Here is a 20,394-nt window from a genome sequence, read left to right as displayed (position 1 = left end):
AGTCTTATTGCGCTTTGCTTAATTTCACGTATCTTATATATCCTTTTCCGTCTACCTTTTGTGTAATACCTGCAGTTGTTAATGGAATTTCGACATCTGAAACATGATATTGACCATCTTCAACAGCAGATTCAAAACGTAATTTGTATCCCTTGTTCATTTTAGATTGATCAATTGAAAATGTGGTAATGCTACGATCTCCTGCTGCTACAGAAGCACCGGTAATTCCACTCAATTTCTCTTTTTTCTTTTTATTGAATTTATCCCATTGTTTGAAACCGTTGTACCATTGTTTATCCGGTCCCATCATATACAATGTTTTTTCGTATTGACCATTTGGATTGATTAATGATACCACAACATAAGCCTCTAATCCTTTGTAATTTGACATTTGCAGCATGCATTTATATTTTGCATTTTGCGCAAATGAAAAAGTTGATAAACCTAAGAAAAGTGTTACAAATGTGATTTTTATTAAAGATTTCATTTTTTGTATTTTTTAATTTTACAACGATTATTTTAAAAAGTCGATTGAAATATTATTTTCTGTTAAAGTTTCGTTTTCTGAAGCTAAATCATAAGCTGTTTCATCAAACTCCGTTTTTAACTCTTTTTTTGCACCGATTGATAGTAAATATTTTAGAATAACATCATCTTTTGCAACTAAAGCTGCACGGTGTAAAGCGGTCATATTATCTTCGTTTTGTGCGTTAACATCGATGTTTAAAGCAACCAAACTTTTCAATAAACCAAGATCATTTTTTGTAACCGCAGTATGATATAGTGTACTTCCGTCTGCCTGAGGAGCTGATAGATTTACCCCATTTTTACTTAAGATAGAAAGTTTTTCAGAAAATTCATTTGCATTTTCTTTTTTGTAAGAATGAATAAGGTAAACCCCTAAGTTACCGTCTTTCGCTTTTACATTTGTTTTAGCACCTTTCTCAATTAAATACGAAACGACTTCCGGAGAACCTTTTTGTACAGCTGTAAATAATGCTGTTTCGCCTTTTGCGTTCACGGTATTAATGTCTTTTGTTTTTGCAGCAATTTGTTTAACAGCATCTAAATTAGCTGAACCTGCAGCAATCATCAAAACATTGTTGCCATCTTTATCAACTGTATTGACATCAACACCTTTTTCGATGAAATAGTTAATGATCTCTTTTTGGTCTTTTTTGTTGATGATATTGTGTAAAACAGTTTCGCCATTTTCACCTTTAGAGATCGGAGAAAGTTTTACTTCTTCAATCAAATATTTATAGGTGTCTAAATTAGTCGATGCAAAACGTGTTCCTTTTGATGCAAAAATTAAAGCAGCATTTGTTGGCTTCACACCTTTGGAAATTAATGTTTTTAATAACTCGATATTTCCGTTCTTTGCAGCATAATCAAAGGCAGTACGTCCGGATGCATCAACATCTTTTAATGATAAACCTTTTGTCGTTAAATATTCTGTCAATTTCAGGTCTTTATCACTTCCAATTGCCATCAACAGAATCGTTTCACCATTGCTGTATTTTTGTTTTGGCTGAATTCCTGCAGCAAAAAAAGCGTTATAAATCTCTGGATTTGTTTGTCCCAATCCGGCAGCAAAGGCTAGGGGAGTAGCTCCTTTGTCATCCGTACGGTTAAGATCAGATCCTTTCTGAATCAAGTAGTTGACTAATGCTAGATTTCCTTTGTTTGCAGCCCAATGGATATATTGACGACCATCATGCGTGTTTTTTGTAACACTATTTCCCGGTTGATCAATTAAAAACTTAATGGTTTCAAAATCAGCACCATTATTGATTGCCATACTTACCACATCGTGGTTTCCTCTATTCGCTTCGGCAGGGTTATTGCCTTTCGCTATTTCTCCTTTCACAACCGAGATATCCGGATTTTTCTTCCAAAAATCACCATTTAACATCGTATTTGTTTGTGCTTGCAAAAATGATGTTAATAATATCGCTGCGGTAAAGAATATTTTTTTCATAAAATAGAGTTTTGTTAAATCAATTATTATTTAGACCAAATTTAAGTAGTGCAAAGCTAAAACTTTATTTAGAACTATTTTAAAGTTTGAGATAAAATTATGAAAACGTGTTAAAAATCATTCTCCTATAAAGTTTGGTTATTTCCTAGTGTATACAATTTGAGCGTTCCTTTCGGACGGGCTTTTCGTTGCAATCTTTACCTAATAAGTATAGTATTTATTTTGAGGTTGACAAAGGCTTTTCATTTCAATCCCTAACGCAGAAATAAACATTCAGCATATTTTTGTATTTTAGTTTTATTAAAATGAAAAATTCATTGCAACCTTTTATTCGTGTCATTACACCTACTGCTTTTCATGATTTAGAGAAGATAAATGAACCTTTTTATAACCTTGTACTTTTTGAAGGTCATGCGGTCTTTACAATAGATGATAATTATTATACGTGTACCGGAAAGTGCATGATTTTTTTAACACCTTACCAAATTTTGGAATGGAAGGAAACAACGATGAACTCACTTTATTATTTGCGTTTTCACGGGGACTTTTACTGCATAGAGTACCATAAAAAAGAAGTCGCCTGTAATGGGATTCTGTTCAATAACATCTATACCGAGCCTTATATTATGCTTTCTGATCAGCTTTTTGATGAAGTTAGTGTATTGTTTCAAAAAATTGAAGCGTTGGCGTACCGAACGGAAAGTTATAATCAATCCGTTTTAAAATCATATTTGCAATTAATTCTCGCTTTATCAAGCAGAGAAAAACAAATTTCACAAGGAATAAGTGAAACAAATTCTGAAATGCTAGATCATTTATCCGATTTTCAACATGTGTTAGAAACGCATTTTATAAAGGAAAAGTCCGTCTCCTTCTATGCCGATTATTTTAATTTATCTGTTGATGCATTTAGCAAAAAAATGAAAAACAAATTTGGAAAAACCCCTTCTGTTTTGATACAAGAACGTATGATTTTAGAAGCAAAAAAGAAACTTCATTTAACACATAAAAGTGTAAAAGAGATATCCAATGAGCTTGGTTTTGCAGACGAATTCTATTTTAGTCGTTTTTTTAAAAAACATGTACATATCTCTCCAAAAAAATTCAGAGACAATGTAGGAATCTCTATTGTTGCAAAATAATCTATGCAACGCCCTTTTTTATCCATTTTTTGAGATGCTTGATGTCGTTAATTTTGTCTTAGATATAAAAAATAAATTGCGATGAACTCTATAGTACATTTTTTTTCAAAACATCAACCTTGGTTTATTCACTCGCTTCGGCTTTCAATTTTTATTGTAATGGCTTGGATTGGTGGTTTAAAAGCTTTTCAGTACGAAGCAGACGGAATTGTTCCTTTTGTAAGCAATAGTCCGTTTATGAATTTTTTCTACAATAACAGCCATCATCAAGTGGTTTCGGAAGAAGGAAAAATGGTTGCTGAATACACACAATTTAAAAATCCGGAAGGACAAACGGTTTTAAAAAATATTGAATGGCACAGAACCAACGGGACCTATGTGTTTTCTTATGGTTTAGGTACTGCAATTGTGAGTATTGGAATTTTGGTTTTATTAGGAATCTGGTTTCCAAAAATTGGTTTTTGGGGCGGAATTTTAACGGTCGGGATGTCACTTGTAACGCTTTCATTTCTTATCACAACACCCGAAACATTTGTGCCTGATTTAGGAGGAGATTTTCCAACTCCTCAACATGGATTTCCCTATTTATCTGCAGCAGGAAGACTAGTGATCAAAGATATCATCATGTTGACAGGAGGTTTAATTGTGGCTTCAGATTGTGCCACAAGAATATTGAAATTAAAAAGCGAATAGTAATTCGCTTTTATTCTTCTCTTCGAGGACCGTTTTCTCTCGACTTTAAGATCTTCTCGACATCGTCTAATTTGAACCCTTTTGTTTTTAATAAAATTAAATAATGATACATCAGATCTGCAGCCTCATTTAAGAATAAATCATTGTTGCTGTCTTTGGCTTCAATGACCAATTCTATTGCTTCTTCTCCTACTTTTTGGGCAACTTTATTTATACCTCTTTTGTATAATTTGTTTGTATAAGAATCAGGATCGTTATCCAAATCGATGCGTTCATTTATGGTGTGCTCTAATTCATAGAGAAAACCATGAGTTGAAATTTCATTAAAACAAGTTGTGGAACCGGTATGACAAGTAGGACCATAAGGTTTAACTTTAATCAAAAGAGTATCTTGATCACAATCAACCGCAATAGATTTTACTTCTAAAAAATTACCGGACTCTTCACCTTTCGTCCATAATCTGTTTTTGGAACGAGAAAAAAAGGTGACTTTTCCAATTTCTTGGGTTTTATTAAAAGCCTCTTTGTTCATGTAGCCCAACATGAGCACTTGGTTGTTTAAATCATGTTGAATAATAACAGGAATTAATCCGTCATGACTTTTCTTAAAATCAATTATCATCGTATTGGAATATTTTGTTCTTTTAAATAAGTTTTGAGTGTTGGAATTGGAATCTCCCCAAAATGGAAAATACTTGCAGCTAATCCTCCACTGGCTTTCGTTTGGGTGAATATTTCTGTAAAATGTTTTATTTCTCCAGCTCCTCCGGAAGCGATCACGGGAATATTAACAGATGCTGAAACTTCTTTTGTAATCTCAATTTTAAAACCGGATTTTGTTCCGTCGCCATCCATTGAAGTCAATAGAATTTCTCCTGCGCCTAATTTTTCTACTTTTTTTACCCAATCCAGTGTTTTCCATTCCGTTTCTGTTTTTCCTCCATTCACAAAAACTTTTTGTATTCCATTTACACTACGGGTATCCACAGCAACTACTACACATTGAGAACCAAATTGAGTTGCTAAATCTGTGATTAAGTGAGGATTCTTTACAGCAGATGAATTGACTGAAACTTTATCAGCTCCGGCTAGAATAACTAAAGAAGCATCTTCTACTGAATTGATTCCTCCTCCAACTGTAAACGGAATATTAATTGCTCCTGCAATTTTTTCAACCATTTCAACTAGTGTTTTTCGTTTCTCAATTGTTGCTGTGATATCTAAAAAAACTAATTCATCAGCTCCTTCTTCAACATACTTCTTTGCTAATTCTACCGGATCTCCTGCATCGCGAAGCCCAATAAAATTAATACCTTTTACCGTTCTCCCATCTTTGATGTCCAGACATGGAATGATTCTTTTTTTTAACATATTAGTTGTAATGTATTACTATCAGATCGTAAATAATTAAATTACCTCTCGTAAATCATGAAGTGAAATTTTCCCTTCATAAATTGCTTTACCCAAAATCACACCTTCACAGCCTAATTCTTTGATTTTAATTAAATCGGCAATAGAAGAAACGCCGCCCGAAGCAATTAATTTAACATTAGCAGATGCTAAAATTTCTGTGTACAGCTCGTTTGAAGTTCCTTGTAACATTCCGTCTTTTGAAATATCGGTGCAAATGACATAATCAATTCCTTTTTCTGTGTATGTTGTGATGAAGTCGATGACATCTAATTCAGAAGTTTCTAACCAACCATGAGTGGCAATTTTTCGATCTTTTGCATCGGCTCCTAAAATTATTTTTTCACTTCCATAACGGGAAATCCATTCTTGAAATAAGGTTGGGTTTTGAACGGCAACACTTCCTCCGGTAATTTGATTGGCACCACATTCGAAAGCAATTCTGATATCATCATTCGTTTTAATTCCTCCTCCAAAATCTATTTTTAGATTGGTTTTCGAAGCAATGAATTCTAAGGTTTTATAATTGATAATTTGCTTTGATTTTGCACCGTCTAAATCTACTAAATGCAAATATTCGATGCCATAATCTTCGAATTCCTTCGCAACTTCCAACGGATTTTCGTTGTATATTTTTTTTGTACCGTAATCGCCTTGTGATAATCGGACGCATTTTCCGTCGATAATATCTATGGCAGGAATAATTCTCATATTTTATCTAAGTTGTTTGTTCTAAGTTTTAAGTTCTTTAAGATTCCAAGAACTTAAAACTTAGAACTTAAATTATTTTAATTCTTTCATCACTTCTTGGATTGCCCGTTCCAATTGAGGGTCTTTATTTTCTAATCGGTCTAAGAACGTGTTTTTAATATAGATATCAGGTTTCACTCCAGTTTTTTCTAAATTTTGCCCGTCCAAAGTATAGGTTCCCCAACTTGGTAAACGATAGAATGAACCGTCAACCAAACTTTTTCCTGATGTAAAAATGATCCAACGATAGGTTTCTTGACCAATGATTTTTCCTAATTTTAAAGCTTTGAATCCGGCAGCTGTCATCTCAGCATCACTCAAAGAATATTCATTGATTAATAAAACAATTGGTTTTCCGGAAGGAGCGAAGTTTGGCTGAACAGTTAATTGTCCTTCACGGTATTTCCATTTTAAATACGGTCTTTGGGCTAAAAAGTTTAACACTTTGTCATGGACATTTCCACCTGTATTAAAACGTAGATCTAAAATGACACCATCTTTTCTGTTTTCTTGTTCGACCATATCCAATAAAAAAGCATCTAATTCAGAAGTCGACATGTTTTTCATATAAGAATAGGCAATTCTATCGTTGCTTAAAATTTTCACACGTTGACGATTTTCGAAAATCCACTCATCGTATAAAAGAGATTTCAATTCTCCATTCGAAATAGGATGAATCTTAGTCGAAATAGTTTTTCCTTTGCGGTCAAGTTCCAATGTTACTTCATCCAATTTTTTAGGTGTTGTAAAATAAGTTTCACGATTTTGGTTTTGGTCAATTTTTTGTCCATTCACACTTAATAAGATATCGCCTTCCTGAATATCAACATTTTTAAGAAAAGCCGGTGATTTTCGTAAGATTTTTTCAACTGTAAAAGGTTGATCTTTCTTGAAAATAATTCCGGTTTCGTTTGTGAAATAATTCAATCTCCTGCTCTCTTCTTTCCCAAAGGAAGAAAAACCTAAATGTGAAGAATTTAATTCACCCAACATATCATTCAAAAGAATTCTTAAGTCATTACGATTATTTACATAAGGTAAAAACTGTGCATACTGTTCCTTTTTTGCTTTCCAGTCAATTCCATGGAAATTTTCATCGTAGAAATTTTCTTCTACTCCGGCCCATGCCTCTTCATACATTTGATTAAATTCAGAAGCTAAATTCTTATCAAAATTGTATTTGATATTGATTTTTTCAGGGGTTGTAGAGTTAATACCAAATTTGTAAACAGAATTGTCGATTAAAGCAAAGAGATTTTTCTCATTTTTCAGAATAAAATCAGCTCCTTTGTTGAATATTTTATCGGTTTTTTCTTCTTCAAAATCAGTCGTTGTTTTTCTGTATAATTGAAATTTACCGTTTTCCTGATTGGTATTGTAAAATAAAAATTGTTTTTTTTCGTCTGAAAAAACAAAAGGATTGGTTTGGTAACCGAAACGATCTGTTACCAATTCGATTCGCTCTAAGAATCCTTCAGGATTAACCGTTAATTCTTTAAAATCTTTCTTTTCCTCTTTTTTCTCCTTTTTTTCAACTTTCTTTTCTTCTACAAATAGGTTGTCAAACTTCTCTGATTTGTAAGCTTGGTCAAACCAATCCAACGAAGCGCGGTAAATATTGGAACGCTGCATGCCTAAAGGATATGATGGATTTGTACGGTCGCTCGAAAAATAAATATATTTTCCATCAGGAGACCATGTCGGATCTGCTTCTGAAACACCTGTATTGGTTAAATTAATAGTTGTGTTTTTCTTGATGTTATGAATGAAAATATCTAATTCAAAATTACGTTTCGCAGAAAAAAGGACATATTCGTCGTTAGGAGAAAAAGATGGTTTTGAATTTTGGAAAGCCCAAATTTCATCTCTCACAATAGTTGATGATTTCAAAGATTTAAGATCCAATAATCTGACCTCATCACGACCACTTAAATAAACCGCTTGAGATAAATCGTGGTTGAATGTAATGTCTCTGTTATTTCGTAAATCCGAAGTCAGCTGTTCCACTTTTCCTTTTCCATCTGCCGAAATTTTGAACCAATTCTGATAGCCTTTGTATGTTTGATTAAAAATTAAATTTTTATTGTCTTTTAACCATTTAACTTCTAGGACACGTTCTTTTCCATCAGAAATCTGATGAATAAATTTTCCTTCATGATCTGAAACAAAAATAATTCCTCTGCTCACAAAAGCTATTTTTTTCCCATCAGGAGACATATCAAAATAATCGATGTTATTATCAACTTCAAAATTTTGTTCTTTTTCTAATGATTTGTTCGAGTTGACATTGATTGAAATTGGCTTCGAGGATTTTGAATGAACATCGTAAACAAACAATTGATAGTCCTTTTCAAAAACAACTTTCGATCCATCTGCAGAAACAAAAGGTTTTTTGATAGAAGTGTCAAATTTTGTCAGCGCTTCTTTTTTACCGTTTGTTAATTTGTATAAATTGTATTCGCCATTATTTTCATCTGAAATAAAATAGATGATTCCATTTTGATCAATTGTCGGATTAAAATCTTTTCCATTGTAATCGGTATATTGTTTATAACTTTTTGTTGCCGGATTATACCCTAACAAATCCGGATTATTTTCTCCTTTGTATCTTTTTCGAGTAACTTGACTTGCGCTTTCAGATGAATTGGTGAAAATATATTCACCTTGAGGCGTTTCAACCAAACCATTTGTGGTGTTAAAATAATTTGTGAAAAGAGCCTGAGGTGTTTTTCCATCTAAATCAATCTTAAAACTTCCAAATCCGTTGTTTTGATTTGATGTAAAATAAATTGATTTACTATCCCAGCTCCAGCTCTCGATTTCGTCTTTGGCTTGGTGAAAAGTTAATTGCTTGATTTGACCACCGTTTATTGGCATAACATAAACATCATAATTTCCGTATTGATTAGAACTGAATGCCAGCCATTTTCCATCTGGTGAAACACGAGGATTGATCTCTTCACCTTCTAAAGCGGTTATTCTAGCTGCGTTCCCACCATTTACATCTGCGGACCAAATGTCTCCATCGTAACTAAAGTAGACGGTTTTGGCATCCGGACTTAAAGAAGGAGTCGAGGTGAAATACACTTTCTCCTGTGCAGAAATCTGCGAAATTGTAAAAGCACTAAGTAAAGTAAATACTATTTTTTTCATGTGTGTGAATTTATAATACTATAAACTTAGAAAGTTTTTTAAGATTTGTTCACCTATTCCTGCGGATTTTTCAGGGTGAAACTGAGTGGCGTAAAAATTATTTTTATTTAATGCTGCCGAATATTCAAGAATATAATCCGTTTTCGCAATTGAAAAATTTGATAGCTCGCAATAATAGCTGTGAACGTAATAGATGTCAGAGTTTTCTTCAATATTTTCAAATAATTTTGAGGATAAACCGTAAATCGTATTCCATCCCATATGTGGAACAATTTCTGTTGGCGGAAATAATTTCACTTGAATTGGAAAAATACCTAAACAATCTGTATTTCCTTCCTCTGAATATGTGCACATTAATTGCTGCCCAAGACAAATTCCTAGAGTGGGCTGTTTTAAGTTCTTGATGACGATATCCAACCCTTTCTCTTTAAGATAGCTCATTGCTGAACGAGCTTCTCCAACTCCTGGGAAAATTACTTTATCCGCATTCTTTAAGGTGTCAAAATTGTCTGTAATTACTGCTTCATAACCTAAACGAGTTACGGCATTGTAAACAGATTTTACATTTCCTGCGTTATATTTTATTATAGCGATCATTTTTAGTTATAAGTTTTTGGTTTTATGTAAGACTTAAAACTTACGATTACAAAAGTCCTTTCGTCGAAGGCAAAATCATTTTATCAGGGTCACGTTTTACAGCTGCTTTCACGGCTTTTGCAAATGCTTTGAAAATTGCTTCAATTTTATGGTGTTCATTTGTCCCCTCGGCTTTGATATTCAAATTGGCTTTTGCGCCATCAGTAAACGATTTGAAAAAATGATAAAACATTTCTGTCGGCATTTGACCAATCATCTCACGCTTAAAATCAGCTTCCCAAACCAACCAATTTCTTCCTCCAAAATCAATTGCCACTTGTGCTAAACAATCGTCCATAGGTAAAGTAAATCCATAACGTTCGATGCCTAATTTATTTTCTAGAGCTTTAGAGAAAGCTTCACCCAAGGCAATTGCTGTATCCTCAATCGTGTGATGTTCATCCACTTCTAAATCACCATCTACTTTAATCACTAAATCCATTTGTCCGTGACGCGCAATTTGTTCTAACATATGATCAAAAAAATGTAAACCGGTTGAAATAGCTGATTTTCCTGTTCCGTCTAAATTTAAATCGATTTTGATCTTTGTTTCGTTCGTGTTGCGGACAATGGATGCTGTACGATTTTGTAATTTTAAGAATTCGTAAATTTCTTTCCAAGATGTCGTTTTTAAAGTAATAGCATCATTTAAACCTTCGTTGTCTTTGATTTCGTCTACTCCTAAAGTTTCATCATTGGCAATGAAAATTCCTTTCGAACCTAAGTTTTGAGCCAGTTTTACATCGGTAATTCGATCACCAATTACGAAAGAATTCGTTAAATCATATTCAGGATTATTAATGTATTTTGTTAATAAAGCTGTTCCTGGTTTACGTGTGGGTGCATTTTCGTGTGCAAACGTTTTATCGATGTAAATATCCTCGAATTTAACACCTTCGTTTTCGAAAGCTTTGACCACGAAATTCTGAATTGGCCAAAAGGACTCTTCCGGATGTGATTTAGTTCCTAAACCATCCTGATTTGTTACTATAACTAATTCGTAATCCAATTCTTTCGCAATTTTTCCCAAATAAGTAAATACATTCGGGTAAAATTCTAATTTTTCAAAATTATCTACTTGATAATTCTCAGGTTCCAGAATTAATGTCCCGTCTCGATCTATAAAAAGTAAGCGTTTCAAAGTTAAATTGTTTTAAATGTTTGTATTAATTTTTGATTTTCAACTTCCGTTCCAACTGTTATTCTCAAACAATTTTTACATAAATCATCATTGTTGCGGTTGCGGATTACGATTCCTTTTTCTACCAATTGATTGTAACGTTTGTTCGCATTATCCACTTTGATTAAAATAAAATTGGCATCGCTTGGGTAGATTTTTTCCACGAATGAAATTTCAGTTAAAGCATTTTCTAAAGCTTGCTTCTGTTGAAGAATCGTATTCGTAGTTTCAATAACCTTTCTATAATTGTTTAAAATTTCAATCGCTTTTAATTGAGTTAATTGATTGATGTTATAAGGTGGTTTTATTTTATTTAAAACATCCACAATTTCTTGCGACGCATATAAAATACCTAAACGAATTCCCGCTAAACCAACTGCTTTTGACAAAGTTTGAGTAACAATTACGTTGGGATAATTTTTTATTTCCCCAATCCAAGAAGGTTCTGTCGCGAAATCAATGTATGCTTCGTCGATAATCACTAAACCATTGAAGCGATTGACAATTTTTAGAATAGATTCTTTCTTAATGATTTCTCCTGTTGGATTGTTAGGAGAACATAAGAAAATCATTTTCGTATGGTCATCGACTTTCGAGAAGACATCTTCAATCTTCGGTTGAAAATCTGCTTCACTTAATAAGGATTTACGGTATTCAACAGCGTTTAAATTCGCTAAAACATGATACATTCCGTAGGAAGGAGAAATTGCGATGACATTATCTTGATTGGGTTCGCAAAAAGCACGAAAAATTAAATCCAAAACTTCATCGCTTCCGTTTCCTAATAAGATTTGTTCTGCAGCAACGTTTTTAAGTTTGCTTAAAATCGATTTTACATTCCGTTGCAAAGGATCCGGATAACGATTTAGCCCATTGTTGAACGGATTTTCATTTGCATCTAAGAAAATGAAATCATCATTAATTTCTTGAAATTCGTCACGAGCCGATGAATAGGCTTTCATGGCTTTTACGTTAGGACGAATAATACTATCTAAGTTGAAATTGTTCATTATTTTAAATCGTTTAAGCGTAAAGTAACCGCATTCTTGTGCGCAAATAATTCTTCGGCTTCTGCCATTAATTCGATTGTTGGGCCAATATTCTGAATTCCTTGAGCAGTCAATTTCTGGAATGTCATTTTTTTGACAAAACTATCCAAAGAAACACCTGAATAATTCTTTGCATAACCATTTGTAGGAAGTGTATGATTTGTTCCTGATGCATAATCACCAGCACTTTCGCACGAATAATTTCCTAAGAAAACAGAACCGGCGTTACTAATCTTCGAGATATAATTTTCGGCGTTTTCACAAGCAAAAATTAAATGCTCTGGTGCATAAATATTCGAAAAAGAGACACATTCTTCAATCGAATTTAAAACAATTCCTCTTGATTGTTGTAAAGCTTTTGCAGCAAAATCCTTCCTTGGAAGAAGTGCTAACTGTGCATTTAATTCAAAAATGGTTTCATTTAATATCTTTTCAGTATTGGTCAATAAAATAACCTGAGAATCGATTCCGTGCTCCGCCTGTGATAATAAATCGGCTGCTACATATTTTGGAATTGACGTTTCATCTGCAATGACTAAAACTTCGCTTGGACCGGCAGGCATATCAATCGCGACTCCAAAATTTTGAGCAACTTGTTTAGCCGCTGTCACATATTGATTGCCTGGTCCGAAAATTTTATCGACTTTCTGAATTGTTTCTGTCCCAAAAGTCAAAGCTCCAATAGCTTGAATTCCTCCAACTTTGTAAATTTTTTCAATTCCAATTAAGTTTGCGGTATATAAAATAGCCGGATGAATTTTACCTTCTTTATTGGGAGGTGTACATAGAATAATATTTTTGCATTCGGCCAATTTTGCAGGAATACCTAACATCAAAGTCGTTGAAAACAAAGGAGCTGTTCCTCCCGGAATATAAATTCCTACATTTTCTATCCCACGGTTTTCTCTCCAGCAATTCACCCCTTTTGTTGTTTCAATTATTTTGATTTCTTCACGTTGTGAAATATGAAATTTTTCAATATTAGAAGCTGCTAATTGAATCGCTTGTTTTAAATCTTGAGCAATTAAATTTTTTGCTTCTTCAATTTCTTCAACAGAAATTTCTAAAGTAGTTAATCGAACTTGATCAAATTGTTCTGTAAAGTCAATCAACGCTTCATCTTTATCTACTTGAATTTTTTCAAAAACATCCAAAATGATTTTTTGTAAATCTTGTGCTTCTTTTGTTGGTCGGGATGTTAAAATTGACCAATCTGAAAGTTGAGGTTTGATAAATGTTTTCATCATTACAAAATCATTTTTTCTATTTCTAATACTAAAATCCCTTCAGCGCCTAAGCTTTTTAGTTGTTCGATGATGTCCCAAAATGCATCTTCTTTTATCACAGTGTGAACGGATGACCAGCCTTTTTCTGCAAGTGGCAAAACTGTTGGAGATTTCATCCCGGGCAATAAAGCGATGATTTCGTTTAGTTTTTCGTTGGGAGCATTTAATAAAATATATTTGTTTTCGGAAGATTGTTTTACCGCTTCTATACGGAATAATAATCGGTTTAAAATGGCTTGTTTTTTTTCGTCTAAATTTTGATTAGAAATTAAAACAGCTTGTGATTCAACCACAGTTTCCACTTGTTTCAAACCATTTGTAAGAAGAGTAGAGCCAGTAGAAACGATATCAAAAATAGCATTCGAAAGACCAATACTTGGTGCAATTTCTACACTTCCACCAATTTCTTCAACTTTTACATTGATTCCTTTTTCGTTGAAGAATTTTTGAAGAATTTTGGGGTAAGAAGTGGCGATTTTTTTGTCTTGAAAATAGCTTAAATCCGTATAAACTTCATCTTTCGGAATTGCCAAACACAATTTGCACACTGCGAATCCTAACTGGCGAATTGGAGTGATATTTTTGTCTTTTTCCCAAACCTCATTTTCACCTAAGATTCCGATATCAGCCACGCCTTGCTCTACATATTGTGGAATATCATCGTCACGTAAGAATAAAATTTCGATAGGAAAATTTGGAGATTCGGTTCTTAATTTTCGGTTGCTTGTTGAGATTTTAATTCCACAATCTTTCAATAATTCAAGGGATTTTTCACTTAATCGACCACTTTTCTGAATGGCTATTTTTAATTTACTCATTTTTAATATTTTATATTTATTTTAAAAAGTTTGAGTAAATCACAAAAAGCGGAATGACTTTATGAAGAAACAAAAATCCCGTTCGATCTACTCAAACGGGATTTAGATATTTTGATAAAATCATTACATATCACTATCTGCTCGCTTGAGTGCAAGTATGATGGTGATGGTGATGTAATTGATTTGTGTACATTATTTCTTTTTGTTAGGGCAAATTTATAAAGGAAATTTTAATTGACAATATTTTTTTTACTAATTAGAAAAAAAAGCTATAATAAATTTAAAAACGTTATGTTATTCTATAGATAATGAAATAGAATAAACTATTTGCTGATTTTTAATAAATGACAAGATTTTTTGTAAAGTTCTTGAACATCAAAAACTTTACTTTATTTTTGTACTAATTTATGTTAGAAAAGAAAGAAGTACAATACGAAAAAGTCGTTTTAGTTGGATTGATTACACGAGAACAATCTGAAGAAAAGCTGACTGAATATATGGACGAATTGGAGTTTCTGGCTTACACAGCAGGAGCAACAGTTGGAGAACGTTTTACACAGAAAATGGATCGCCCGGATTCTAAATTTTTTGTAGGAAGCGGAAAACTGGATGAAATAGCAGCATTTGTTGAAGAATATGATATTGATACAGTTATTTTTGATGACGAATTAACACCATCTCAGTTAAAAAATATTGAGAAAGTAGTGAATAAAAAAATCATCGATAGGACACAATTAATTTTAGATATTTTTGCGCAACGTGCTCAAACATCCTATGCGAGAACACAAGTGGAATTGGCACAATATCAATATCTATTGCCTCGATTAACGCGTATGTGGACACACTTAGAGCGTCAGCGGGGAGGAATAGGTATGCGTGGTCCAGGGGAAACTGAAATTGAGACAGATAGACGTATCATTCGCGATCGAATAACATTGCTAAAGGAAAAACTAAAAGGAATTGATAAACAAATGGCTACTCAACGGAAAAATCGTGGAGCTTTGGTTCGTGTCGCTTTAGTTGGGTATACCAATGTAGGAAAATCGACCTTGATGAACGTTCTGTCAAAGTCAGAAGTTTTTGCAGAAAATAAATTGTTTGCCACTTTAGATACAACGGTTCGTAAAGTTGTAATTGGGAATTTACCTTTCCTATTAACGGATACAGTTGGGTTTATTCGTAAGTTGCCAACGCAATTGGTAGAGTCGTTCAAATCGACATTGGATGAGGTTCGTGAAGCTGATTTGTTGGTACACGTTGCAGATATTTCTCATGCTAGCTTTGAAGATCATGTGAATTCTGTGAATCAAATTTTAGCTGAAATTGAGTCGAAAGAAAAGCCTACTATAATGGTTTTTAATAAAATAGATAATTTTTCTTACGTTAAACAGGATGAAGATGATTTGTCTGAAAAGAAATTTGAGAATTATTCGCTCGAAGACTGGAAACGCACATGGATGGCAAAAACAGATTACCCCACATTGTTTATTTCGGCAACAGAAAAAGATAATTTAGAGGAATTGCGAAAAACTGTTTACGAAGAAGTAAAAGAAATTCATACGAAACGTTTTCCTTACAATAATTTTCTTTTTCAATATTATGATGAAGAGGAAGAAAATGATTCAGAAGAATAAAAATAACCTAAAAGATGGATTTTTTTAAATCCATCTTTTTTGATTTATAAAATGATTTGATGAAATCCTTTTTCTTGTAATTCAAAAAGATAAATAAATGCATTAGGAGTTGTCTGAACAAAATCTAAGTATTGATTTTTAGAAACCCCTAATTTATTCATAGCAAATTCACATGAAACAAATCTGATTCCGGCTTCATTTGCTTTTATCATGATTTCTTTCAAATCCTGTTCTTCAGCAATATCTTTCACCACACCAGCTATCATTACAATCTCGAATGTTGCTTTGGGGTTATTTTTTAATATTTCTTGTCCGGTCATAATCGATGACATCAGCATCATTTTAGTCTGAACCATGATCGCATATTTGCCTTTCTTTTTCAATGGCTGAGAATGTTCAATTTGGCTTATTTCAGATTTTCTTTCTTTTGCTTGCATTGTGAAGGTTACTGCTAAAGCGGCAATAAATGCTATTTTCTTCATTTTTTACTAGATTACTTTTTTCGAAAAATAAATCTTTATCATCAGTAATAATGTAACAAAAGTTACAATGGACGAACTAATCTAGTAATAAGATTATTTGTATTTTCATATTCAAAAAATAAGGCATGAGTAGTGATGAGTTAAAAATAATTCTTAACGAGTTGAAAAATCAGAGAAAAGCTGAAATTCTGAGCGGGTATTTTAAAACAAAGAAAGGTGAATACGGAGAAGGAGATACTTTTTTAGGCTTAACTGTTCCCCAGCAGCGAATAATAGCAAAGGAATATTGGAATAAATTGAATTTTGATGCGTTGAGAAATTTGCTTTCAGAAGATATTCATGAATATAGATTGGTTGCTTTATTGATCATGGTTTTGCAGTACGAAAAATCTAAAAAGGAAATTGATTTTCAGAAAAAGATGATAGAATTTTATCTTTCGCAAACTTCCCGAATTAACAATTGGGATTTGGTAGACACAAGTTGTTACAAGATTTTAGGACATTATTGTTTTCATCAAAAGCGTGAAGATTTACTTTATGATTTAGCTGATTCTGATAATTTATGGGAGAAGCGAATTGCGGTTGTTTCAACGATGTATTACATCAAACAAAATTCTCTTGAAATTGTTCCTGAAATTGTTTTGAACAATTTGAATCATTCGCATGATTTGATGCATAAAGCAAATGGCTGGATGCTTCGTGAAATGGGAAAAAAAGATGATCAGAAATTAATTCAATTTCTGGACGAGTATACGTTGCAGATGCCAAGAACGACATTGAGATATGCTGTGGAAAAAATAGATCCTGTCCTGAAAGATTATTACATGAAGTTGAAATAGAAGTGAACGATTAAGATTCTAAAGAAAACAGGAACAAAGAAAAAAGTCGCTCTTTGAGCGACTTTTAATTGATATGAAGAATAATTTCTTACAAAATAACGTGACCTAATTTCGTCAACTTTTGATGATCAAGGATTTTTATTTTTCTTCCCTCAACTTCAATTAATTCGTCTGTTTTGAATTCAGAAATTAATCGGATAGCAGATTCGGTTGCCGTTCCTATCAAATTTGCCATTTCTTCACGTGTCAACGAAATATGGATAAATCCATCTTTGTCTGTTCCTAATTTTCCTTCCAATAAAAGTAAAACTTCGGCCAAACGTTCGCGAACAGTTTTCTGAGCTAAATAAGTGATAGTTCTCGCATATTCCCCTAAATCTTTTGCAATTCGTTGCAAAATATTAAATGCTAATTTTGGATTAACTTCTAATAATTTCAAGAAGAATTTTTCTGGGATATAATAAATTTCTAATGGAGTCATTGCTGTAGCAGATGCTCCGAAAACTTCTTGACTTAAAATTGAGCGATAACCGATAATGTCACCTTCGTTGATAAAACGTAGAATTTGTTCTTTTCCATTAAAACCAATTTTGAATAACTTGGCAGTTCCTTTCATGACGCAATAAATACCTTTCGGTGTATTCCCTTCCTGGATAATTTCGTCTCCTTTTTTTAGATTGAAGATCTTCTTTTCTTGCTCAAACTCCAATAATTCCTCTTTACTAAAAACCCCAAAAGACTCTGGGTTATCAAACATCGCTTTAATCGATACTACATTCTCATTAAACTCTGACATATCTTGTTGTTATGACTTAATTCATACAAAGTTAACGTTATTTCTGATAAAAGGAAAGTAATTTTGCAAAATAGTATGGAAGAGAATTGTTTTCACTGTGGTCAACGGATTGAAGAAGAGGTTATTCAGTTCGATGAAAAGGATTTTTGTTGTCAGGGTTGTAAAACGGTTTACGAGATTTTAAACGTAAATAACTTAAAAGACTATTACGATCTGAATCGTAATGCGGGTCTGCGTCCTGATGGAAAAAGTAATCATCAATTTGATTTCTTAAACACAAAAGAAATCTTTGATAAAGTTGTCGATTTTTCTGATGACGGCGTTACTGTTGTCTCCTTTTATGTGCCTGTAATGCACTGTACTTCGTGTGTTTGGTTGCTAGAAAGTTTGAATACAATCAATCCTAATATCATATCCTCTAATGTGAACTTTACACAAAAAACAGTTCAAATTACCTATCGAGATGCTGAATTAAAATTAGGGGATTTGGCTCGGTTTATTACAAATTTAGGATATAAACCTTCTGTTAATTTAAAGACCTTAGATAAAAAGAAGAAAAGAAAAGTCGATCGTTCTTTAGTGAGTAAATTGGTAATTGCCGGTTTCTGCTTTGGAAATATTATGCTTCTATCTTTTCCTGAATATGTAGAAGTCTTTGGAGATGTAAAGGAACAATGGTTGGATCAAAACAAAGGATATTTCCGTTGGACGATGTTTGCATTGGCCTTGCCGGTTTTCTTTTATTCTTCTACAGATTATTTTGTTTCAGCTTGGCAAGGTCTCAAAAATAAATACATTAATATTGATGTTCCAATTGCGTTGGGAATCATCGTGATTATGTTCAAATCGACGTATGATATTATTTTTGATATTTCACCGGGATACTTTGATACCTTAGCGATGTTATTGTTTTTGATGTTGACCGGTAAATGGTTTCAACAACAGACAATGCAAGCATTGGCATTTGATAGAGATTACAAATCATTCTATCCCATTGCTGTAGCGAAATTAGAAAAGGGGCATGAACAGCCTATTTTGTTGTCGGAATTAAAGAAAGGAGATCGAATATTAATTAGAAATGAAGAAATTATTCCGGCCGATGCCATTCTAATGAAGGGTGAAGCAATGATTGACAACTCTTTTGTAACCGGTGAATCTCGATTGATTCCGAAAAAAGCAGGAGATAAAATTTTTGCCGGAGGAAAACAATCCGGACATGCCATTGAATTGGAGATTATTTCAGATGTTAATCAAAGTTATTTAACACAACTTTGGAACAATGATGCTTTTCAAAAGGAAGAATCAGAACTGAATGCTTTAACCAATAAGATTAGTCATTATTTTACATTGATCATTTTGATTATTACAGCAATTTCTGCAGTTTATTGGTATTTCCATGATTCGACGAAAATTTTAGAAGTAGTTACTTCTATCTTAATTATTGCTTGTCCGTGTGCATTAGGATTATCTTCTCCGTTTATCTTAGGTCACATGATGCGAATTTTTGGAAACAAAAAGTTTTATGTAAAAAATACATCGACAATTGAACGGATGGAAAAAATCACGGATGTTGTTTTCGATAAAACAGGAACTATTACAGAAAGTGATGAAGCTCAAGTGGTATATGAAGGAAAAGAACTTTCTGACTATCAAAAGCAAATGGTAAAAGCATTAATTCGTAATTCGAATCATCCATTGAGTCGTACACTATATAAGAAACTGAATGTAGATGATCAGTTGCCGATTCAGAATTATGAAGAGGTTGTAGGAAAAGGACAACAAGGAGAAGTAGATGGACATCAAATTAAAGTAGGTTCACGTCGTTTTGTCCATGCAATTTTTAATGAAAATAGATTAAATCAATCCCAGGTTTTTATAGCTATCGATGACGAAGTTTTTGGTAAATTTGTCTATACCAATCGATATCGAAAGGGTTTAGATCGTTTATTGAAAGAATTGGATGCTTATCAGTTGCATATATTATCAGGAGATAATGATTCTGAAAAAGAATATTTAGAAACCATTTTTCCTAAGAATGCAAAATTGATTTTTAATCAATCGCCAGCTGATAAGTTAGAATATATCAAACAATTGGAACAAGAAGGTAAAAAAGTGATGATGCTTGGAGATGGATTGAATGATGCCGGAGCTTTGAAACAAAGTACGGTAGGGATATCGATTTCAGAAGACATCAATAGTTTTTCGCCTTCCTGTGATGGAATTTTGGATGCCAAAAGCTTTAAAGCAATTCCAAACTTCCTGAAGTTATCTAAGACAACAATGAAATTTGTGAAAATTGCATTTTTCATTAGTTTCTTGTATAATATTGTTGGACTTAGTTTTGCTGTTTCAGGTTATTTGCAACCTGTTGTAGCGGCTATTTTGATGCCAATAAGTTCTATTTCAGTGTTAATTTTTGCAACCGCTAGTACGCGAATAGCAGATAAATTAATAAAATGGAATTTAGATTGATTTTAAATTAGAGTTATAAATACTGCTCTGATCAAAATCATTGTGATAAGAACTTAGGGCTTTGTAATTTTGT

The 20,394-nt window shown here is 33.0% G+C and carries 18 protein-coding genes; 5 read left to right on the top strand and 13 right to left on the bottom strand.

Features of this window, described 5'->3' with window-relative positions:
• Nucleotides 1–4 precede the first annotated feature (4 nt).
• Complete coding sequence (locus H277_RS0105795) at nucleotides 5–487, bottom strand: DUF2271 domain-containing protein (RefSeq protein WP_026357432.1); 483 nt, start codon at nucleotides 485–487, stop codon at nucleotides 5–7.
• Between the two features lie 27 nt (nucleotides 488–514).
• Nucleotides 515–1,981: an ankyrin repeat domain-containing protein gene (locus H277_RS0105790; RefSeq protein WP_019974643.1), complete on the bottom strand. Its 1,467-nt coding sequence runs from the start codon at nucleotides 1,979–1,981 to the stop codon at nucleotides 515–517.
• Nucleotides 1,982–2,286: 305 nt separating this feature from the next.
• On the opposite strand from H277_RS0105790, the gene H277_RS0105785 reads away from it, so the two are divergent.
• Together H277_RS0105785 and H277_RS0105780 are read left to right on the top strand one after the other, a co-directional pair.
• Nucleotides 2,287–3,123 carry a helix-turn-helix domain-containing protein gene (locus H277_RS0105785; protein ID WP_019974642.1) on the top strand — a complete coding sequence of 279 codons (837 nt, stop codon included), beginning with the start codon at nucleotides 2,287–2,289 and terminating at the stop codon, nucleotides 3,121–3,123.
• 81 nt (nucleotides 3,124–3,204) lie between these two features.
• A complete protein-coding gene (locus tag H277_RS0105780; protein ID WP_019974641.1) occupies nucleotides 3,205–3,816 on the top strand; it encodes a DUF417 family protein in 612 nt (203 codons plus the stop codon).
• Between the two features lie 10 nt (nucleotides 3,817–3,826).
• Here H277_RS0105780 and hisIE read toward each other — a convergent pair whose 3' ends face one another.
• The 9 genes from hisIE to hisG all read right to left on the bottom strand — a co-directional run bounded on the left by hisIE (nucleotide 3,827) and on the right by hisG (nucleotide 14,098).
• Nucleotides 3,827–4,438 carry a bifunctional phosphoribosyl-AMP cyclohydrolase/phosphoribosyl-ATP diphosphatase HisIE gene (gene hisIE / locus H277_RS0105775; RefSeq protein ID WP_019974640.1) on the bottom strand — a complete coding sequence of 204 codons (612 nt, stop codon included), beginning with the start codon at nucleotides 4,436–4,438 and terminating at the stop codon, nucleotides 3,827–3,829.
• Entirely contained in the window at nucleotides 4,435–5,187 is a 753-nt protein-coding gene (gene hisF / locus H277_RS0105770) for an imidazole glycerol phosphate synthase subunit HisF (RefSeq protein ID WP_019974639.1), read from the bottom strand. Before hisF ends, hisIE begins: the two co-directional genes overlap by 4 nt.
• A gap of 36 nt (nucleotides 5,188–5,223) precedes the next feature.
• Nucleotides 5,224–5,937 carry a 1-(5-phosphoribosyl)-5-[(5-phosphoribosylamino)methylideneamino]imidazole-4-carboxamide isomerase gene (hisA, locus tag H277_RS0105765; protein WP_019974638.1) on the bottom strand — a complete coding sequence of 238 codons (714 nt, stop codon included), beginning with the start codon at nucleotides 5,935–5,937 and terminating at the stop codon, nucleotides 5,224–5,226.
• A 72-nt stretch (nucleotides 5,938–6,009) separates the two neighbouring features.
• Entirely contained in the window at nucleotides 6,010–9,129 is a 3,120-nt protein-coding gene (locus H277_RS0105760; RefSeq protein WP_019974637.1) for a S41 family peptidase, read from the bottom strand.
• A gap of 18 nt (nucleotides 9,130–9,147) precedes the next feature.
• The gene (hisH, locus tag H277_RS0105755) at nucleotides 9,148–9,726 is read right to left on the bottom strand and encodes an imidazole glycerol phosphate synthase subunit HisH (RefSeq protein ID WP_019974636.1); all 579 of its coding nucleotides are present in this window, start codon (nucleotides 9,724–9,726) and stop codon (nucleotides 9,148–9,150) included.
• A gap of 46 nt (nucleotides 9,727–9,772) precedes the next feature.
• Nucleotides 9,773–10,906 (bottom strand): bifunctional histidinol-phosphatase/imidazoleglycerol-phosphate dehydratase HisB, encoded by a 1,134-nt coding sequence (gene hisB / locus H277_RS0105750; protein WP_019974635.1) that lies wholly within the window; start codon nucleotides 10,904–10,906, stop codon nucleotides 9,773–9,775.
• 2 nt (nucleotides 10,907–10,908) lie between these two features.
• A complete protein-coding gene (hisC, locus tag H277_RS0105745; RefSeq protein ID WP_019974634.1) occupies nucleotides 10,909–11,955 on the bottom strand; it encodes a histidinol-phosphate transaminase in 1,047 nt (348 codons plus the stop codon).
• Complete coding sequence (gene hisD / locus H277_RS0105740) at nucleotides 11,955–13,238, bottom strand: histidinol dehydrogenase (protein ID WP_026357430.1); 1,284 nt, start codon at nucleotides 13,236–13,238, stop codon at nucleotides 11,955–11,957. Before hisD ends, hisC begins: the two co-directional genes overlap by 1 nt.
• 2 nt (nucleotides 13,239–13,240) lie before the next feature.
• On the bottom strand, nucleotides 13,241–14,098 hold the full coding sequence (hisG, locus tag H277_RS0105735) for an ATP phosphoribosyltransferase (RefSeq protein WP_019974632.1): 858 nt from the start codon (nucleotides 14,096–14,098) through the stop codon (nucleotides 13,241–13,243).
• Nucleotides 14,099–14,505: 407 nt separating this feature from the next.
• On the opposite strand from hisG, the gene hflX reads away from it, so the two are divergent.
• On the top strand, nucleotides 14,506–15,732 hold the full coding sequence (gene hflX / locus H277_RS0105730) for a GTPase HflX (RefSeq protein ID WP_019974631.1): 1,227 nt from the start codon (nucleotides 14,506–14,508) through the stop codon (nucleotides 15,730–15,732).
• Between the two features lie 44 nt (nucleotides 15,733–15,776).
• Here the strand turns inward: hflX and H277_RS0105725 are convergent, their stop codons facing one another.
• Nucleotides 15,777–16,214, bottom strand: coding sequence for a DsrE/DsrF/DrsH-like family protein (locus tag H277_RS0105725; RefSeq protein ID WP_019974630.1), 438 nt, complete (start codon nucleotides 16,212–16,214; stop codon nucleotides 15,777–15,779).
• A 125-nt stretch (nucleotides 16,215–16,339) separates the two neighbouring features.
• Here H277_RS0105725 and H277_RS0105720 point away from each other — a divergent pair, with 125 nt between their 5' ends.
• On the top strand, nucleotides 16,340–17,053 hold the full coding sequence (locus H277_RS0105720) for a DNA alkylation repair protein (RefSeq protein ID WP_019974629.1): 714 nt from the start codon (nucleotides 16,340–16,342) through the stop codon (nucleotides 17,051–17,053).
• 88 nt (nucleotides 17,054–17,141) lie between these two features.
• On the opposite strand, the gene H277_RS0105715 is transcribed toward H277_RS0105720, so the two are convergent.
• On the bottom strand, nucleotides 17,142–17,849 hold the full coding sequence (locus tag H277_RS0105715; protein WP_019974628.1) for a Crp/Fnr family transcriptional regulator: 708 nt from the start codon (nucleotides 17,847–17,849) through the stop codon (nucleotides 17,142–17,144).
• A 75-nt stretch (nucleotides 17,850–17,924) separates the two neighbouring features.
• On the opposite strand from H277_RS0105715, the gene H277_RS0105710 reads away from it, so the two are divergent.
• Complete coding sequence (locus H277_RS0105710) at nucleotides 17,925–20,321, top strand: heavy metal translocating P-type ATPase (protein ID WP_019974627.1); 2,397 nt, start codon at nucleotides 17,925–17,927, stop codon at nucleotides 20,319–20,321.
• Nucleotides 20,322–20,394 lie beyond the last annotated feature (73 nt).

Source organism: Empedobacter brevis NBRC 14943 = ATCC 43319, assembly GCF_000382425.1.
Taxonomy (GTDB): Bacteria; Bacteroidota; Bacteroidia; order Flavobacteriales; family Weeksellaceae; genus Empedobacter; species Empedobacter brevis.
This window is presented reverse-complemented; position numbering and strand designations above follow the sequence as displayed.

What these genes read in the sequence shown, in the direction of transcription:
- H277_RS0105795 (WP_026357432.1), bottom strand. Translation starts at nt 487, where the DNA reads ATGAAATCTTTAATAAAAATCACATTTGTAACACTTTTCTTAGGTTTA.
- H277_RS0105790 (WP_019974643.1), bottom strand. Translation starts at nt 1,981, where the DNA reads ATGAAAAAAATATTCTTTACCGCAGCGATATTATTAACATCATTTTTG.
- H277_RS0105785 (WP_019974642.1), top strand. Translation starts at nt 2,287, where the DNA reads ATGAAAAATTCATTGCAACCTTTTATTCGTGTCATTACACCTACTGCT.
- H277_RS0105780 (WP_019974641.1), top strand. Translation starts at nt 3,205, where the DNA reads ATGAACTCTATAGTACATTTTTTTTCAAAACATCAACCTTGGTTTATT.
- hisIE (WP_019974640.1), bottom strand. Translation starts at nt 4,438, where the DNA reads ATGATAATTGATTTTAAGAAAAGTCATGACGGATTAATTCCTGTTATT.
- hisF (WP_019974639.1), bottom strand. Translation starts at nt 5,187, where the DNA reads ATGTTAAAAAAAAGAATCATTCCATGTCTGGACATCAAAGATGGGAGA.
- hisA (WP_019974638.1), bottom strand. Translation starts at nt 5,937, where the DNA reads ATGAGAATTATTCCTGCCATAGATATTATCGACGGAAAATGCGTCCGA.
- H277_RS0105760 (WP_019974637.1), bottom strand. Translation starts at nt 9,129, where the DNA reads ATGAAAAAAATAGTATTTACTTTACTTAGTGCTTTTACAATTTCGCAG.
- hisH (WP_019974636.1), bottom strand. Translation starts at nt 9,726, where the DNA reads ATGATCGCTATAATAAAATATAACGCAGGAAATGTAAAATCTGTTTAC.
- hisC (WP_019974634.1), bottom strand. Translation starts at nt 11,955, where the DNA reads ATGAACAATTTCAACTTAGATAGTATTATTCGTCCTAACGTAAAAGCC.
- hisD (WP_026357430.1), bottom strand. Translation starts at nt 13,238, where the DNA reads ATGAAAACATTTATCAAACCTCAACTTTCAGATTGGTCAATTTTAACA.
- hisG (WP_019974632.1), bottom strand. Translation starts at nt 14,098, where the DNA reads ATGAGTAAATTAAAAATAGCCATTCAGAAAAGTGGTCGATTAAGTGAA.
- hflX (WP_019974631.1), top strand. Translation starts at nt 14,506, where the DNA reads ATGTTAGAAAAGAAAGAAGTACAATACGAAAAAGTCGTTTTAGTTGGA.
- H277_RS0105725 (WP_019974630.1), bottom strand. Translation starts at nt 16,214, where the DNA reads ATGAAGAAAATAGCATTTATTGCCGCTTTAGCAGTAACCTTCACAATG.
- H277_RS0105720 (WP_019974629.1), top strand. Translation starts at nt 16,340, where the DNA reads ATGAGTAGTGATGAGTTAAAAATAATTCTTAACGAGTTGAAAAATCAG.
- H277_RS0105715 (WP_019974628.1), bottom strand. Translation starts at nt 17,849, where the DNA reads ATGTCAGAGTTTAATGAGAATGTAGTATCGATTAAAGCGATGTTTGAT.
- H277_RS0105710 (WP_019974627.1), top strand. Translation starts at nt 17,925, where the DNA reads ATGGAAGAGAATTGTTTTCACTGTGGTCAACGGATTGAAGAAGAGGTT.